The sequence below is a fragment of the Pseudomonas sp. LBUM1671 genome (assembly GCF_059695685.1).
Genome location: NZ_CP166782.1, coordinates 4,545,838 through 4,561,781, shown reverse-complemented (window position 1 = coordinate 4,561,781; position 15,944 = coordinate 4,545,838). Strand labels below are relative to the sequence as shown.

Genomic DNA, 15,944 nt, shown 5'->3' with positions numbered 1-15,944 from the left:
TGAATTGCGTTGGTCAGGGCCGGTTTTTGACCGTTAGTCCGCTGTCCAGGCCGCTTTTGGCGGCGTTCGCGACTATAGCAGCAATGATTAAGTGCTTCAATTCCATAAAAAATTGTTATCATCCGCGGCATGACGACTACTGCCCCTTCGACCCCAGCCGTACAACTGCTGGAGGTCTCGCCGGAATATGCCGGCCAACGTATTGATAACTTCCTTCTCGCTCGGCTCAAAGGCGTGCCCAAGACCTTGATTTACCGCATTTTGCGCAAGGGCGAAGTGCGGGTGAACAAAGGTCGGATCAAACCCGAATACAAGCTGCAGGCGGGCGATATCGTGCGCGTGCCGCCGGTTCGCGTGCCCGAGCGCGACGAACCTGTGCCGCTGGCTCAGGGCCTGCTGCAGCGCCTCGAAGCCTCGATTGTCTTCGAGGACAAGGCGTTGATCGTGATCAACAAGCCTTGCGGCATCGCGGTTCACGGCGGCAGCGGCTTGACTTACGGGGTGATCGAAGCCTTTCGTCAGTTGCGTCCCGATTGCAAGGAGCTCGAACTGGTTCACCGTCTCGACCGTGACACCTCCGGCCTGCTGATGATCGCCAAGAAGCGCAGCATGCTGCGTCACTTGCACACGGCATTGCGCGGTGATGGCGTCGACAAGCGCTACATGGCGCTTGTTCGCGGTAATTGGGCGGCCTCGATCAAGCAAGTCCGGGCGTCGCTCGGCAAGAGCAATCTGCGCTCCGGCGAGCGCATGGTCGAGGTCGACGAGGAGGAGGGCAAGGAGTCCGTGACCGTGTTCAAGGTCCTGCGTCGTTTTGGCGACTTTGCCACCATGGTCGAAGCCAGGCCGATTACCGGCCGCACCCACCAGATCCGTGTCCACACCTTGCACGCCGGGCATTGCATCGCTGGCGACACCAAGTATGGCGATGAAGCCTTCAGCAAGGAAATCCGCGACCTGGGCGGCAAGCGCCTGTTCCTGCACGCCTACCTGCTGACTGTGCCGCTGCCGGATGGTGGTGAGCTGAAGCTGCAGGCGCCAGTGGACGAAATGTGGGCCAAGACCGTGGAGCGCCTGAGTGCACCCCTCTGATTACAAGCTGCTGATTTTCGATTGGGACGGCACGCTCGCTGATTCCATTGGTCGGATTGTCGAGGCGATGCATGTCGCCTCCGAGCGATCCGGGTTTCAGTTGCGTGACGATTTTGCGGTCAAAGGCATTATCGGTCTGGGTTTGCCTGAGGCTATTCGCACGTTATACCCGGACATTGGTGATGCCGAGTTGGTGGCGTTCCGTCAGCATTACGCAGATCACTACATCGCTGCGGAAGCCGTGCCTTCGCCGTTGTTCGAGGGTGTGCTCGAGTCGATGGAGGCGTTTCGCGCCGAGGGTTATCATCTGGCTGTGGCCACAGGCAAGGCCCGTCGCGGGCTGGATCGGGTGTTGAAAGCCCACGGCTGGGAAGATTATTTCGATATCACCCGCGCCGCCGACGAAACCGCCAGCAAGCCCCATCCGCTGATGCTTGAGCAGATTCTTGCCCATTGCGAGGTTCGTCCGGAGCAGGCGCTGATGGTTGGCGACTCGTCCTTCGACCTGAAGATGGCGCGTAACGCTGGCATGGACTCGGTGGCGGTCAGTTACGGCGCGCAGTCGATCGACGCGCTGAAGCTGTTTGAGCCGCGACTGTCCATCGATCGTTTTTCAGAATTGCATGCCTGGCTGGGTCAGCGGGCTTAACAGGTTTTTGCTGGGGTAGATGTCATGACCGACGAATGGAAAGCGCCCGCCAAGTCGAGCGCAGAGAGCGGTGACGAAAAAAGCTGGAAGCTGCTGGAAAAGACTCTGCTGGCCAGTGTCCAGGAGCAGCGCCGGTCTCGTCGCTGGGGGATTTTCTTCAAGCTGCTGACCTTTGTTTACCTGTTTGGCGCGTTGATTCTGTTCACGCCGCTGATGGACATGGAAAAAAGCGCTACCCGCGGTTCCCACTACACGGCGTTGATCGACGTGACCGGCATGATTGCCGACAAGGAACCGGCCAGCGCCGACAACATCGTCGGCAGCCTGCGTGCTGCCTTCGAGGACGAGAAGGTCAAGGGCGTGATCCTGCGCATCAACAGCCCGGGCGGCAGTCCGGTGCAGTCGGGTTACGTGTACGACGAGATCGTCCGTTTGCGCGGCTTGCATCCGGATACCAAGGTGTACGCGGTTATTTCCGATCTGGGCGCTTCCGGTGCTTACTATATCGCCAGCGCGGCGGATCAGATTTACGCCGACAAGGCGAGCCTGGTCGGCTCTATTGGTGTGACGGCGGCCGGTTATGGCTTTGTCGGCACCATGGAGAAGCTCGGTGTCGAGCGTCGGACCTATACGTCGGGCGAGCACAAGTCGTTCCTCGACCCGTTCCAGCCGCAGAAGCCTGAGGAGACTCAGTTCTGGCAAGGTGTTCTGGATACCACGCACCAGCAGTTCATCAACAGCGTGAAAAAGGGCCGTGGCGACCGTCTGAAGGACAAGGAGCATCCAGAGCTGTTCTCCGGATTGGTCTGGAACGGTGAGCAGGCTTTGCCGCTGGGTCTGATCGATGGCCTGGGGAATGCCAGTTCGGTGGCGCGTGAGGTGATTGGCGAAAAAGAGCTGGTGGACTTCACCGTTCAGGAATCGCCGTTCGATCGCTTCTCGAAAAAGCTCGGTGCCAGCGTGGCTGAGCAGCTGGCGATGTGGATGGGCTTTCACGGTCCATCGATGCGCTGATTCTCTGGCTGCATAAAAAGCCGGCCCGATTGGCCGGTTTTTTGTGCTCAGGGGATTTGCGCGCCTTCCACCAGCAGCATGTCGATCAGGCGAATCAGCGGCAGACCGATCAGGCTGGTGGCGTCAGGGCCTTCGGTGCTTTGGAACAGGCTCACCCCCAAGCCTTCGGCCTTGAAGCTGCCGGCGCAGTCGTAGGGCTGTTCGGCGCGCAGGTAACGTTCGATGCGTGCCGGGTCGAGGGTGCGCATGTGCACGGTGAAGGGCACGCAGTCGACCTGGCAGTCGCCGGTCTGGCTGTTAAGCAGCGCCAGGCCCGTCAGGAAGGTTATGCTGGCACCGCTCGACGCCAGCAGTTGTTCGCGGGCCTTCTCGAAGGTGTGGGGTTTGCCGATGATCCGCTCGCCGAGGACTGCGACCTGATCGGAGCCGATGATCAGGTGGGCGGGATGGCTGCCGGCAAGTGCCCGCGCTTTTTCTTTGGCGAGGCGCTTTACCAGCTCGACGGCCGATTCGCCCGGACGATGGCTTTCATCAATGTCCGGCGAGCTGCAGATGAATGGCAACTGCAAGCGGGCCAGCAATTCCCGGCGATAAACCGAGCTTGAAGCGAGTAATAAAGGCAGCATGCGCATCTCCGAAAGGCAGGCGCGAATTCTAGCGGGGCTTCCAAGTGACGGACAGGGCTGAATTTCCTTTGACATGGCCGGGTGCATCCCTATAATGCTGCGCCTATGTTGAATGACCCGATTCCACCTCACGTTGACCCGCGCAAATTGGCTGACCGTGGCACCACCCTTCAAGGTGAACTGCTGCTGGCCGATTTGGAGAGACTCTGCGACCCGCTTTCCGACACTGTCGGTACGGTGCAGGCTAAATTCGTTTTTGAACGAGATGAACGTAAGTCTGTGGTAATCCACAGCTTTATCGACACCGAAGTCAAAATGGTTTGCCAGCGTTGTCTTGAGCTGGTCACCCTGCCGATCCATAGCGAATGCAGTTATGCTGTGGTGAAGGAGGGTGCGAATACCCAGTCGTTGCCGAAAGGTTATGACGTGCTGGAACTGGGCGAAGATCCATTGGATCTGCAGTCACTGATCGAGGAGGAGCTTCTGCTCGCCTTGCCCATTGTGCCTGCTCATCATCCGGAAGAATGCCAGCAGCCGGCGGGTCTCGATGAGCCCGAACCGAGCGAGGACGAGGTAACGCGGTCCAACCCGTTCAGTGTATTGGCGCAGTTAAAGCGTGACCCAAACGTTTAGGAGTTAATCAATTATGGCTGTTCAGCAGAACAAAAAATCCCGCTCTGCCCGTGACATGCGTCGTTCGCACGACGCCCTGACGGCAAGCACTCTGTCTGTAGAAAAAACCACCGGTGAAATTCACCTGCGTCACCACGTATCGCCAGAAGGCGTATACCGTGGCCGTAAAGTGATCGACAAGGGCGCTGACGAGTAATCACTTGTCTGCTCAAGTCATCGCGATTGACGCAATGGGCGGGGACTTCGGTCCCCGCAGCATTGTTCAGGCCAGCCTTGCTTGTCTGTCTGCTACACCCTCGTTACACCTGACCCTCGTCGGTCAACCCTCCCTTCTTGAAGAATTGCTCTCTGGCCAATCGGCTGTGGATCGCTCGCGCCTGTCGATTGCTCCGGCGTCCGAAGTCATCACCATGGACGAAAAGCCTGCCCAGGCCCTGCGTGGCAAACCTGACTCGTCGATGCGCGTGGCCCTTGAGCTGTTGCGCGACGGCAAGGTTCAGGCGTGTGTCAGTGCCGGTAATACCGGCGCGCTGATGGCGTTGTCGCGGTTTGTGCTCAAGACGTTGCCGGGCATCGATCGGCCGGCGATGGTGGCGGCGATTCCAACGCAGAAGGGGTATTGCCAGTTGCTCGACCTTGGCGCCAACGTTGATTGCAGTGCCGAGCACTTGTTGCAATTCGCGGTAATGGGCTCGGTGGCGGCAGAAACCCTTGGCATCGTCCGTCCACGGGTGGCCTTGCTGAACATCGGCACCGAAGACATCAAGGGCAATCAGCAGGTCAAGCTGGCGGCGACCTTGTTGCAAGGCGCTCGCGGCATCAACTACATCGGCTTTGTCGAGGGTGACGGCTTGTACCGTGGCGAGGCGGACGTGGTGGTGTGTGACGGCTTTGTCGGCAATATCCTGCTCAAGTCCAGCGAAGGCCTGGCGACCATGATTGCCGGGCGCATCGAGGCCTTGTTCAAGAAAAACTTCGCCTCAAAAATGGTCGGCGCGCTGGCGCTGCCGTTGATGAAGCGCCTGCAAGCCGATCTGGCGCCTGCGCGGCATAACGGCGCAAGCTTCCTGGGTTTGCAGGGGATTGTCGTGAAAAGCCACGGTTCTGCGGGCGTTCAGGGTTTCCAGAGTGCGATACAACGTGCCCTGATCGAGATCCAGGAAAACCTGCCGGAACGCATTCACGGTCGTCTGGAGGATTTGTTGCTTTAGGCGTTTTCGTCGGACAATGCTTAAATGTGACCGCTCAGTTCAATTGGCCATCCAACTGTCAGTTTCTTGCGTCCCCCAAGCGGGACGTCAAATTCTCCGACGACAAGATCATTAGGGGCTTGTTACATGTCTGCTTCCCTCGCATTCGTCTTTCCAGGACAGGGTTCGCAGTCCCTCGGCATGCTGGCCGAGTTGGGCGCGCAACATCCGGTCGTCCTCGAAACATTCAAAGAAGCTTCCGATGCTCTGGGTTACGACCTGTGGGCACTGACCCAGCAAGGGCCGGAAGAGCAACTCAATCAAACCGATAAAACCCAGCCGGCCATTCTGACCGCCTCGATCGCCCTGTGGCGCCTGTGGCTGGCGGAAGGCGGTGCGCGTCCGGCTTACGTTGCCGGTCACAGCCTGGGCGAGTACAGCGCGCTGGTCGCTGCTGGCAGCCTGAGCCTGGGCGATGCCGTCAAGCTGGTTGAGCGTCGTGGTCAGTTGATGCAGGAAGCCGTTCCGGCCGGGCAGGGCGGCATGGCCGCGATCCTCGGTCTGGACGATGCTGACGTGCTCGCAGCCTGTGCCGAAGCGGCGCAAGGCGAAGTGGTCAGCGCGGTCAACTTCAACTCCCCGGGCCAGGTGGTGATCGCCGGTGCCAAGGCCGCGGTCGAACGCGCCATCGAAGGCTGCAAGGCCCGTGGTGCCAAGCGCGCCATGCCGCTGCCGGTCAGCGTGCCTTCGCACTGCGAGCTGATGCGCCCGGCGGCCGAGCGTTTCGCCGAGTCGATCGCTGCAATCGACTGGCAAGCGCCACAGATCCCGGTTGTACAGAACGTCAGCGCTGCGGTGCCGGCCGATCTGGAAACCCTCAAGCGCGATCTGCTTGAACAGCTCTACAAGCCTGTGCGCTGGGTCGAATCGGTCCAGGCGCTGGCCGCCAAGGGCGCGACCCAACTTGTCGAATGCGGTCCTGGCAAAGTGCTGGCCGGCCTGAACAAGCGTTGCGCCGAAGGCGTGTCGACATCCAACCTCAATACCCCAGACGCTTTCGCTGCCGCCCGTGCAGCGCTGGCCTGAATCAGGAGAAACTTGCATGAGTCTGCAAGGTAAAGTTGCACTGGTCACCGGTGCGAGCCGCGGTATCGGCCAGGCCATCGCCCTGGAACTGGGTCGTCAGGGCGCCATCGTTGTGGGCACTGCGACCTCTGCATCGGGTGCCGAACGCATCGCTGCTACCCTGAAAGAAAATGGTATTCAAGGCACTGGCCTGGAACTCAATGTCACCAGCGACGAGTCCGTCGCAGCGGTGTTGGCGAGTATCACTTCGCAGTTCGGAGCGCCGGCGATCCTGGTCAACAATGCCGGTATCACCCGCGATAATCTGATGATGCGCATGAAAGATGACGAATGGCATGACGTCGTCGATACCAACCTGAACAGTCTGTTCCGCCTGTCCAAGGGTGTTTTGCGTGGTATGACCAAAGCCCGTTGGGGACGAATTATCAGTATTGGCTCTGTTGTGGGTGCCATGGGCAACGCAGGCCAAGTAAACTACGCAGCCGCCAAGGCCGGTCTGGAAGGTTTCAGCCGTGCACTGGCGCGTGAAGTCGGTTCGCGTTCGATTACGGTAAACTCGGTGGCCCCTGGGTTCATCGACACCGATATGACCCGCGAACTGCCCGAGGCACAGCGTGAAGCCTTGCAGACGCAGATTCCGCTGGGCCGTCTGGGACAAGCACAAGAGATCGCGTCTGTGGTCGCTTTTCTTGCATCCGACGGTGCGGCTTACGTTACTGGGGCTACAATCCCGGTGAACGGCGGGATGTACATGAGTTAAATGTGACGGATTGCTTCAAAAAAATGTCATACGAGCTGTCTAAAATCCGTTATAAAGCTGCAATCTATTTATAGGCAGAGGGCCCCAGGGTTTGAGGAGTGAAGCTTTCAGTTGAAAAACTGAAAAGCCTTTCTATACACTTACCCACTGGCCAGCTGCCTGAATTTGTCCATTAGGAGTGAAAACAAGGTATGAGCACCATCGAAGAGCGCGTCAAGAAAATCGTTGCTGAGCAACTGGGCGTTAAAGAAGAAGAAGTGGTCAACACTGCTTCCTTCGTTGAAGACCTGGGTGCCGACTCCCTTGACACCGTTGAGCTGGTGATGGCTCTGGAAGAGGAATTCGAGACCGAAATCCCTGACGAAGAAGCTGAGAAGATCACTACTGTACAAGCTGCAATCGACTACGTTACTAGCCACCAGGCGTAATAGTTTGTAATCGTTGCTTGCTGTCATGGAAAAACCGCACTGCCATCACGGCGTGCGGTTTTTTCTTTAGGCCTCATGCAAAGTCGTCATTTGAAAAAGGAGAGTGCTGTGTCGCGTAGACGCGTCGTAGTCACCGGTATGGGTATGTTGTCGCCACTGGGCACGGATGTGCCGAGCAGTTGGCAGGGCATTCTGGCTGGCCGCAGTGGCATTGGTCTGATCGAACACACCGACCTTTCTGCCTATTCCACCCGTTTTGGCGGCTCGGTAAAGGGCTTCAATGTCGAGGAATACCTGTCGGTGAAGGAAGCTCGCAAACTCGACCTGTTCATTCAATACGGCCTGGCTGCCGGTTTTCAGGCTGTACGTAATGCCGGTCTGGAAGTCACCGACGCCAACCGTGAGCGCATCGGCGTGGCCATGGGCTCGGGTATTGGCGGTCTGACCAATATCGAAGAAACCAGCCGCACCCTGCATGATTCCGGCCCACGACGGATTTCTCCGTTTTTCGTGCCTGGCTCGATCATCAATATGATTTCCGGTTTTCTGTCCATCCACTTGGGTGCACAGGGACCTAACTACGCCATCGCCACTGCGTGTACCACCGGTACGCACTGCATTGGCATGGCGGCCCGCAACATCATGTATGACGAAGCCGACGTGATGATTGCCGGCGGCGCCGAGATGGCGGCTTGCGGTCTGGGCATGGGCGGCTTCGGTGCTTCCCGTGCGCTGTCGACCCGCAACGACGAGCCGACCCGCGCCAGCCGTCCATGGGACAAAGGCCGTGATGGCTTCGTCTTGTCCGACGGTGCCGGCGCTCTGGTTCTTGAAGAGCTGGAGCACGCCAAGGCGCGCGGCGCGACCATCTATGCCGAGTTGATTGGTTTCGGCACCAGTGGCGATGCCTATCACATGACTTCGCCTCCCGCCGATGGCGCCGGTGCCGCCCGTTGCATCACCAATGCCTTGCGCGACGCGAAAATCAATGGCGACCAGGTTCAGTACATCAACGCCCACGGCACTTCGACTTCAGCCGGCGACCTCGCCGAAGCCTGTGCGATCAAGTCGGTGTTCGGCGATCACGCCTACAAACTGGCCGTCAGTTCGACCAAGTCCATGACCGGCCACTTGCTGGGAGCGGCAGGAGCAGTCGAGGCAATCTTCAGCGTGCTGGCGATCAACAGCCAGGTGGCGCCACCGACCATCAACCTCGATGAGCCGGATGAAGGCTGCGACCTCGATTTCGTGCCGCACACCGCGCGCAACATGGATATCGATGTGGTGCTGTCCAACTCCTTCGGGTTTGGCGGTACCAACGGCTCGCTGGTGTTCCGCCGGTTCGTTGACTGATGGACAGCTGGGTCGACGGTCAGCCGGCTGACGCGTTGTCGCTGAAAGATCGCGGCCTGGCTTACGGTGATGGTCTGTTCGAGACCATTGCCGTGCGTGGCGGGCAGCCGTTGCTGCTGGACCGACATCTGGCGCGTCTGGCCGATGGTTGTTCGCGGCTGGCGATCACTGCCGATCACGAGTTGATCCGCAATGAGCTGCTGGCCTATGCCACCGAATTGGGTGAGGGCGTGCTCAAGCTCATCCTCACCCGCGGCGACAGTCTGCGCGGTTACGCTCCCGATCCTTCGGCTCAGGCCCGGCGTATTCTGCAAGGCAATCCTCCCGCTGCCTATCCTGCCGTTCATGGCGAGCAGGGCGTTCGCCTGTTTCCTTGTGCGACACGACTGTCCAGGCAGCCACTGCTTGCCGGCCTCAAACACCTCAATCGTCTGGAGCAAGTCATTGCCCGCGGCGAATGGCAAGATGCCGAGCACGCCGAGGGCTTGATGCTCGACAGGACGGGGCGGGTGATCGAAGGCGTGTTCAGCAACCTGTTCCTGATCCGCGATGGCGTGTTGATCACGGCTGATTTGAAGCGCTGCGGCGTGGCCGGTGTGATGCGTGCCGAATTATTGTTTCAAGCCGAGTCGTTGGGGATCCCCACGCAAATCACCGACATCAGCCTCGATCAGCTGCAATGGGCTGATGAAGTCTTTGTCTGCAACAGCGTGTATGGCGTTTGGCCGGTGCGCGCCTATGCAGCGCTGAGCTGGTCGGTTGGGCCGCTCACCCGTAAACTCCAAACCATTGCCCGCGCGCTACTGGATGCTTGATACGTGAGACGTAAATTCTTGCTACTGCTGGAAACCGGATTGGTTCTGGCGGGGCTGTGTCTGGGCGCCTCCGCCTGGAAGATTCATACGGCGCTGAATCAGCCGCTGAACATCACTCAGGAAGAACTGCTGGAAGTGCCCAAGGGCACGACACCGACCCGCACTTTCTATCGACTCGAAGCCGACGGCGTCATCAAGGACGCTTTCTGGCTGCGTGTGTATTGGCGTTTCAACCTGGCCGGACAACCTTTGCACAAGGGCGAATACCGCATGCAGCCCGGCATGACTGTCGAAGGTCTGATCGACCTGTGGAAGCGTGGGGACATCGTTCAGTACAGCCTGACCCTGGTCGAAGGCTGGAATTTTCATCAGGTCCGGGCGGCATTGGCCAAGGATGAGAAGCTCGAGCAGACCCTGAACGGCTTGAGCGATAGCGAAGTGATGACCAAGCTGGGCCACACCGGGATCTTTCCTGAGGGCCGGTTCTTCCCCGATACCTACCGCTTCGTGCGCGGCATGACCGATGTCGAACTGCTGAAAAAGGCCTACGACCGCCTCGATGAGGTCCTGGCCAAGGAATGGGAGCAGCGCTCCGCTGATGTGCCGTATACCGAACCCTATCAGGCGCTGATCATGGCCTCGCTGGTGGAAAAGGAAACCGGTGTGCCCCAAGAGCGCGGGCAGATTGCCGGCGTGTTTGTGCGGCGCATGGCGATGGGCATGATGCTGCAGACCGATCCGACGGTGATCTATGGCCTCGGTGATCGCTACAGCGGCAAATTGACCCGTGCCCATCTCAAGGAACCCACGCCGTACAACACCTACATGATTTCAGGCCTGCCGCCGACCCCGATCGCCATGGTCGGCCGCGAAGCGATTCATGCCGCGTTGAACCCGGTGGCGGGCAACAGCCTCTACTTCGTCGCTCGCGGTGATGGCAGCCACGTTTTTTCCGATGATCTGGATGCCCACAATAATGCGGTGCGGGAGTTCCAGCTCAAGCGTCGTGCCGATTATCGCTCCAGCCCGGCACCTGTCTCGGCGCCAGAAACCCTGAATGGTGAAGCGCCGGACGCCGAGGCGCCGATTCCGGCCGCTTCGCCCAACCCCGATCCCGAGGCTGTTCCGTCCGTAGCGCCGCAAGAGCCTGCTGCCGCACCCGCACCCGCTCCGGAGCCTGAACCCGAACCTGTGCCCGAGCCGGACGCACCGGCTGCGCAAAGCCCGCAATGACTCTGATTAAGGACTGCCTGTGACTGGCTTGTTTATTACCCTGGAAGGCCCGGAAGGCGCCGGCAAGAGCACCAACCGCGAATACCTGGCAGAGCGCCTGCGCGCCGCCGGTATCGAGGTAGTGCTGACCCGCGAGCCGGGTGGTACGCCGTTGGCCGAGCGGATTCGCGAAGTGCTGCTGGCGCCGGTTGATGAAGTCATGAATCCCGACACCGAGTTGTTGCTGGTGTTCGCAGCGCGCGCCCAGCACCTGGCCGAGGTGATTCGCCCGGCGCTGGCCCGTGGTGCGGTGGTTTTGTGTGATCGTTTTACCGATTCGACCTATGCCTATCAGGGTGGCGGTCGTGGTTTGTCCCTGGAGCGCATCGCGACTCTGGAAACGTTTGTCCAGGGCGATTTGCGCCCGGACCTGACGCTGATCTTCGATCTGCCGGTGGAAGTGGGTCTGGCCCGTGCCAGCGCCCGTGGTCGACTGGATCGTTTCGAACTCGAAGGCCGAACCTTTTTCGATGCCGTACGCAGTGCGTTCCTCAAGCGTGCTGAAGCTGATCCGGCGCGATATGTCCTGGTCGATGCCGCTCAGCCGCTGGCGCAGGTCCAGCAGTCGCTGGACGCCTTGCTGCCACGTCTGCTGGAGTTGACCCGTGGCTGAAGCCTATCCGTGGCAGGACAGCCTCTGGCAGCAGTTGGCCGGTCGCAAGCAACATGCGCACGCCTATCTGTTGCATGGCCCGGCCGGAATCGGCAAGCGGGCTTTGGCCGAGCGGTTGATGGCCAGCCTGCTGTGCCAGCGTCCGACCGCGCAGGATGCCTGCGGTGAGTGCAAATCCTGCCTGCTGCTCAAGGCCGGCAGCCACCCCGACAATTACATTCTGGAACCCGAAGAGGCCGACAAGGCGATCAAGGTCGATCAGGTGCGTGATCTGGTCAGCTTTGTGGTGCAGACCGCGCAGATGGGCGGTCGCAAAGTGGTGTTGATCGAGCCGGTCGAGGCGATGAACGTTAACGCCGCGAATGCCTTGCTCAAAAGTCTTGAAGAGCCCTCCGGCGACACCGTGTTGCTATTGGTCAGTCACCAGACCAGTCGTCTGCTGCCGACGATCAAGAGCCGCTGCGTGCAGCAGGCTTGCCCGTTGCCGAGCGAGGCGATGAGTCTGGCCTGGCTGGCCAAGGCCCTGCCGGACAGCTCTGAAGAAGAGCGTGTCGAACTGCTGACCCTGGCCGCCGGTTCTCCGTTGGCCGCGGTCAAGTTGCAGACCCAGGGCGTGCGCGAGCAGCGAGCGCTGGTGGTCGAAGGTGTGAAAAAGTTGCTTAAGCAACAGCAATCGCCGACGCAACTGGCCGAAGAATGGAAAACCGTCCCGCAGTTGTTGCTGTTCGATTGGTTCTGCGACTGGTCGAGTCTGATCCTGCGCTATCAATTGACCCAGGATGAAGAAGGCCTGGGGTTGACGGACATGCGCAAGGTCATTCAATACCTGGCGCAGAAAACTGCTCAGGATAAAGTCTTGAATATCCAGGACTGGATCCTCGCCCAGCGTCAGAAGGTCATGAGCAAAGCCAACCTCAATCCGGCGCTGTTGCTCGAAGCGTTGCTGGTGCAATGGGCATCCTTGCCTACCCAGAAGTGATCGTCTGCGCCTAGACTCTGATCAACAGCAATGGAGGTCAGCATGAATGAAGCCGTCAATCCGGGGCCGCGCAACGGCATTTTGTCCCTGACCATCAAGGACAAGTCCGTGCTTTATGCGGCCTACATGCCATTCATCAAGAACGGTGGTCTGTTTATCCCGACCAACAAAAGCTACAAGTTGGGCGACGAGGTGTTCATGCTGCTCAACCTGATGGATGAGGCCGAGAAGATTCCGGTCGCCGGCAAGGTTACCTGGATTTCCCCCAAAGGGGCCCAGGGCAACCGGGCCGCGGGGGTCGGCGTACAATTCAACGACGGCGACAACACGGCGCGCAGTCGAATCGAAACCCATCTGGCCGGTACCCTTAAGTCCGACCGTCCCACTCATACGATGTAAGTTGCAGCCCTTTTATGCTCGTAGATTCCCATTGTCACCTCGATCGTCTTGACCTTGCCGCCCACGACGGCTCTCTGGATGCGGCGCTTGATGCGGCCCGGCAGCGCGGGGTAGGGCACTTTTTGTGTATCGGCGTCAGCGTCGAGAACGCCGCGGACGTCAAAGCCCTGGCTGAACGTTACGACGACGTCGACTGTTCCGTGGGCGTGCATCCGCTGGATGTGCAACCGGGAGCCGCGCCGGCGCTGGATTGGTTGTTGCGTGAGCTCAATCATCCCCGTGTGGTGGCGATTGGTGAGACCGGCCTGGATTATCACTACGAGCCGGAAGCGGCCGAGTTGCAGCAGGAATCGTTTCGCTTGCACCTGCAGGCTGCTCAACAAACGGGCAAGCCGGTGATCATCCACACCCGCGGCGCCCGCGCCGATACGTTGAGTCTGCTGCGCGAGGCGGCGTTGCCTCAAGCGGGCGTGCTGCATTGCTTCACGGAAGACTGGGACATGGCCAAGGCTGCACTGGACATGGGCTATTACATTTCCCTGTCCGGTATTGTCACTTTTCGCAATGCCGATGCGTTGCGTGACGTGGCCAGCAAAGTGCCGGCTGATCGATTGCTGGTAGAAACCGACTCGCCGTATCTCGCGCCGATCCCTTATCGCGGCAAACCCAACCTGCCGCAGTACGTACGCGAGGTTGCGGAATTTCTGGCAATGTTGCGGGGTGAGTCCTATGAGCGATTTGCCGAGCAGACCACTGAAAACTTCAAGCGGCTGTTCCCGCTGGCGCATGTGAAAGGCTGAATCGCAGGCAAAAAAAACCCGGGTTCTGGGGGGTGAATCCGGGTTAAGACCATTAGGAGTAAAACAAAGGCACGCGGTCCGTTGGTACCTATATCGACGCGACACTTGGGGGAGATGTCCCGCCGACAGTTCAAGTATTGATCAGTATTGCGCCGAGTCCAGTTTACCGGCCCCGGTTTTTAAACAATTTTGGAATACGGGCGCTTCGGAAGAGTTCTCATCAAAGGGCCGCCCTGTGTGAAATCATCAAGAAACACAGATATGGTCGGATGATCCGTGCATTTTTGCGTAAGTTAGGCATAATACGCGGCTTCGAATTTTGACCCCAACAGACCTTTTCTTATGCATAAAGAACCTCGTAAGGTCCGTGAGTTTCGTCGCCGCGAGCAAGAAATTCTCGATACCGCGCTCAAGCTGTTCCTCGACCAAGGTGAAGACAGTGTCACCGTCGAGATGATTGCTGATGCCGTCGGTATCGGCAAAGGCACGATCTACAAGCATTTCAAATCCAAGGCGGAGATCTATCTGCGCCTGATGCTCGACTACGAGCGTGATCTGAACGAGCTGTTGCATTCTGCGGATGTGGACAAGGACAAGGAAGCGCTGTCCCGGGCCTACTTCGAATTCCGCATGCGCGATCCGCAGCGCTATCGGTTGTTCGATCGCCTGGAAGAGAAGGTGGTCAAAGGCAATCAGGTGCCGGAAATGGTCGAGGAGCTGCACAAGATCCGCGCCTCGAATTTCGAACGCCTGACCCTGCTGATCAAAGGCCGGATCAGCGAAGGCAAGCTCGAAGACGTACCGCCTTACTTCCATTACTGCGCGTCCTGGGCGCTGGTGCACGGCGCCGTGGCGCTGTATCACTCGCCGTTCTGGAGCAATGTGCTGGAAGATCAGGAAGGTTTCTTCCAGTTCTTGATGGACATCGGCGTGCGCATGGGCAACAAGCGCAAGCGCGATACCGACACCCCGAGCAGCTGAACCATTCAGTTGCCTTATTGCGCCATGATTTCGCTATATGGCGCAGTACCTCAGGAATATACTCAGGCATGGGACTTGCTAAAACTTGATTTGTGAGTCAAGTTTTACGGGTTCGAATTCCTTTCGCCGGAGTGCTCCATGATCGTTGATCGTCAAGGCAGGCGTTTTCGCAATTTGCGGATCAGTCTGACTTCAGCCTGCAATTACGCGTGTACCTATTGCGTGCCCAACGGCAAGCGGCTGGTGGCTGCGCAGGATGAATTGTCGGCCGAGGCCATGGCGCGCGGCGTGGCGTATCTGATCGAAGCGGCGGGCATCGAGCGCTTGCGCATCACCGGTGGCGAGCCGCTGGTCAGCCCCAAACTCGAAGCCTTCATGACGGCTGTCGGCAAGATGGGCCTGGAAGACATCAGCCTGACCACCAATGGTCAGCTGCTGGCGAAAAAGCTGCCGTTGCTGGTGGACGCCGGCATCCGTCGCATCAACGTTTCCCTCGATACCCTGGACGCTGGCGCGTTCCGCAGCATTGCCCGTGGCGGCGATCTGGCGACCGTGCTCCACGGTATGGACCAGGCCAAGGCTGCCGGCCTGAAAATCAAGGTCAACATGGTGCCTCTGCGCGGGCAGAACCTTGACCAGGTGATGCCGTTGCTCGATTACTGCCTTGAGCGTGGCTATGAGCTGCGTTTCATCGAGCTGATGCGCATGGGCCACCTGGCCAGTGACAACAACGCCTTCCTGCAGCAGTTCGTCAGTCTTCAGCAGTTGTTGAGTCTGATCGGCGAGCGCTACGAATACCTGCAAGCTGATGCGCCCGTAGACGCCACAGCTGTGCGCTACGCAATCCCGGGGATGGGGCATTTTGGTGTGATTGCCAATGAAAGCGTTCCCTTCTGCCGGACCTGCTCGCGTCTGCGCCTGTCATCCACCGGATGGTTGCATGGCTGTTTATCATCGAGCAATCGCCACTATGTCGGCGATCTGTTGGACAAACCGCGCCATCAGGCATTGCCGGCGTTGCAGCGCCTTCTGGTGAAAGCCTTGGGGGACAAGCAGGAAGTGGCGTTCTCCGGTGGTGCGACTGTCATGAAGATTATTGGCGGCTGATCCAGCTGTGGCGAGGGGATTTATCCCCGTTGGACTGCGCAGCAGTCGCATTTTTGGGGCTGCTTCGCAGCCTAGCGGGGATAAATCCCCTCGCCACAAATGTTCGCATTCCTGAAGACTGGCGCGGAAGCTGCATCCCATGGCCAT

The 15,944-nt window shown here is 59.1% G+C and carries 19 protein-coding genes; 18 read left to right on the top strand and 1 reads right to left on the bottom strand.

What is annotated here, in order from left to right:
- The first annotated feature begins 129 nt into the window (after nucleotides 1-129).
- The 3 genes from rluC to ACA060_RS21045 are packed head-to-tail and all read left to right on the top strand — an operon-like array spanning nucleotide 130 to nucleotide 2,755.
- The gene (rluC, locus tag ACA060_RS21055) at nucleotides 130-1,092 is read left to right on the top strand and encodes a 23S rRNA pseudouridine(955/2504/2580) synthase RluC (RefSeq protein ID WP_109633857.1); all 963 of its coding nucleotides are present in this window, start codon (nucleotides 130-132) and stop codon (nucleotides 1,090-1,092) included.
- Entirely contained in the window at nucleotides 1,079-1,741 is a 663-nt protein-coding gene (locus ACA060_RS21050; protein ID WP_497312968.1) for an HAD-IA family hydrolase, read from the top strand. The genes rluC and ACA060_RS21050 overlap by 14 nt, the downstream gene beginning before the upstream one ends.
- 24 nt (nucleotides 1,742-1,765) lie before the next feature.
- Nucleotides 1,766-2,755: a S49 family peptidase gene (locus ACA060_RS21045; protein WP_497312966.1), complete on the top strand. Its 990-nt coding sequence runs from the start codon at nucleotides 1,766-1,768 to the stop codon at nucleotides 2,753-2,755.
- 47 nt (nucleotides 2,756-2,802) lie between these two features.
- Here ACA060_RS21045 and ACA060_RS21040 read toward each other — a convergent pair whose 3' ends face one another.
- Nucleotides 2,803-3,381, bottom strand: coding sequence for a Maf family protein (locus ACA060_RS21040; protein ID WP_497312964.1), 579 nt, complete (start codon nucleotides 3,379-3,381; stop codon nucleotides 2,803-2,805).
- Between the two features lie 105 nt (nucleotides 3,382-3,486).
- Here ACA060_RS21040 and ACA060_RS21035 point away from each other — a divergent pair, with 105 nt between their 5' ends.
- From ACA060_RS21035 to ACA060_RS20965, 15 genes are all read left to right on the top strand, one after another.
- Nucleotides 3,487-4,014, top strand: a complete 528-nt coding sequence (locus ACA060_RS21035) for a YceD family protein (RefSeq protein ID WP_004371317.1) — start codon at nucleotides 3,487-3,489, stop codon at nucleotides 4,012-4,014.
- Between the two features lie 13 nt (nucleotides 4,015-4,027).
- Nucleotides 4,028-4,210, top strand: a complete 183-nt coding sequence (gene rpmF, locus ACA060_RS21030) for a 50S ribosomal protein L32 (protein ID WP_008152339.1) — start codon at nucleotides 4,028-4,030, stop codon at nucleotides 4,208-4,210.
- A 4-nt stretch (nucleotides 4,211-4,214) separates the two neighbouring features.
- On the top strand, nucleotides 4,215-5,225 hold the full coding sequence (gene plsX, locus ACA060_RS21025; protein WP_497312962.1) for a phosphate acyltransferase PlsX: 1,011 nt from the start codon (nucleotides 4,215-4,217) through the stop codon (nucleotides 5,223-5,225).
- 126 nt (nucleotides 5,226-5,351) lie between these two features.
- Nucleotides 5,352-6,290, top strand: coding sequence for an ACP S-malonyltransferase (gene fabD, locus ACA060_RS21020; protein WP_438657891.1), 939 nt, complete (start codon nucleotides 5,352-5,354; stop codon nucleotides 6,288-6,290).
- Nucleotides 6,291-6,306: 16 nt separating this feature from the next.
- Nucleotides 6,307-7,050, top strand: a complete 744-nt coding sequence (fabG, locus tag ACA060_RS21015) for a 3-oxoacyl-ACP reductase FabG (RefSeq protein ID WP_109633847.1) — start codon at nucleotides 6,307-6,309, stop codon at nucleotides 7,048-7,050.
- 191 nt (nucleotides 7,051-7,241) lie between these two features.
- Nucleotides 7,242-7,478, top strand: coding sequence for an acyl carrier protein (gene acpP / locus ACA060_RS21010; protein ID WP_003175607.1), 237 nt, complete (start codon nucleotides 7,242-7,244; stop codon nucleotides 7,476-7,478).
- A gap of 108 nt (nucleotides 7,479-7,586) precedes the next feature.
- Entirely contained in the window at nucleotides 7,587-8,831 is a 1,245-nt protein-coding gene (gene fabF / locus ACA060_RS21005; protein WP_497312960.1) for a beta-ketoacyl-ACP synthase II, read from the top strand.
- A complete protein-coding gene (pabC, locus tag ACA060_RS21000) occupies nucleotides 8,831-9,646 on the top strand; it encodes an aminodeoxychorismate lyase (RefSeq protein ID WP_497312958.1) in 816 nt (271 codons plus the stop codon). The genes fabF and pabC overlap by 1 nt, the downstream gene beginning before the upstream one ends.
- 3 nt (nucleotides 9,647-9,649) lie before the next feature.
- Nucleotides 9,650-10,879, top strand: a complete 1,230-nt coding sequence (mltG, locus tag ACA060_RS20995) for an endolytic transglycosylase MltG (protein ID WP_497312956.1) — start codon at nucleotides 9,650-9,652, stop codon at nucleotides 10,877-10,879.
- Nucleotides 10,880-10,898: 19 nt separating this feature from the next.
- Nucleotides 10,899-11,531, top strand: a complete 633-nt coding sequence (gene tmk, locus ACA060_RS20990) for a dTMP kinase (RefSeq protein ID WP_008152325.1) — start codon at nucleotides 10,899-10,901, stop codon at nucleotides 11,529-11,531.
- A complete protein-coding gene (locus ACA060_RS20985) occupies nucleotides 11,524-12,510 on the top strand; it encodes a DNA polymerase III subunit delta' (RefSeq protein WP_109633841.1) in 987 nt (328 codons plus the stop codon). Before tmk ends, ACA060_RS20985 begins: the two co-directional genes overlap by 8 nt.
- Before the next feature lie 42 nt (nucleotides 12,511-12,552).
- The gene (locus ACA060_RS20980; RefSeq protein WP_497312953.1) at nucleotides 12,553-12,909 is read left to right on the top strand and encodes a PilZ domain-containing protein; all 357 of its coding nucleotides are present in this window, start codon (nucleotides 12,553-12,555) and stop codon (nucleotides 12,907-12,909) included.
- Nucleotides 12,910-12,923: 14 nt separating this feature from the next.
- On the top strand, nucleotides 12,924-13,709 hold the full coding sequence (locus tag ACA060_RS20975) for a TatD family hydrolase (RefSeq protein WP_109633837.1): 786 nt from the start codon (nucleotides 12,924-12,926) through the stop codon (nucleotides 13,707-13,709).
- Between the two features lie 342 nt (nucleotides 13,710-14,051).
- Complete coding sequence (locus ACA060_RS20970; RefSeq protein ID WP_008152317.1) at nucleotides 14,052-14,690, top strand: TetR/AcrR family transcriptional regulator; 639 nt, start codon at nucleotides 14,052-14,054, stop codon at nucleotides 14,688-14,690.
- A 138-nt stretch (nucleotides 14,691-14,828) separates the two neighbouring features.
- Nucleotides 14,829-15,797: a GTP 3',8-cyclase MoaA gene (locus ACA060_RS20965; RefSeq protein ID WP_497312951.1), complete on the top strand. Its 969-nt coding sequence runs from the start codon at nucleotides 14,829-14,831 to the stop codon at nucleotides 15,795-15,797.
- Nucleotides 15,798-15,944 lie beyond the last annotated feature (147 nt).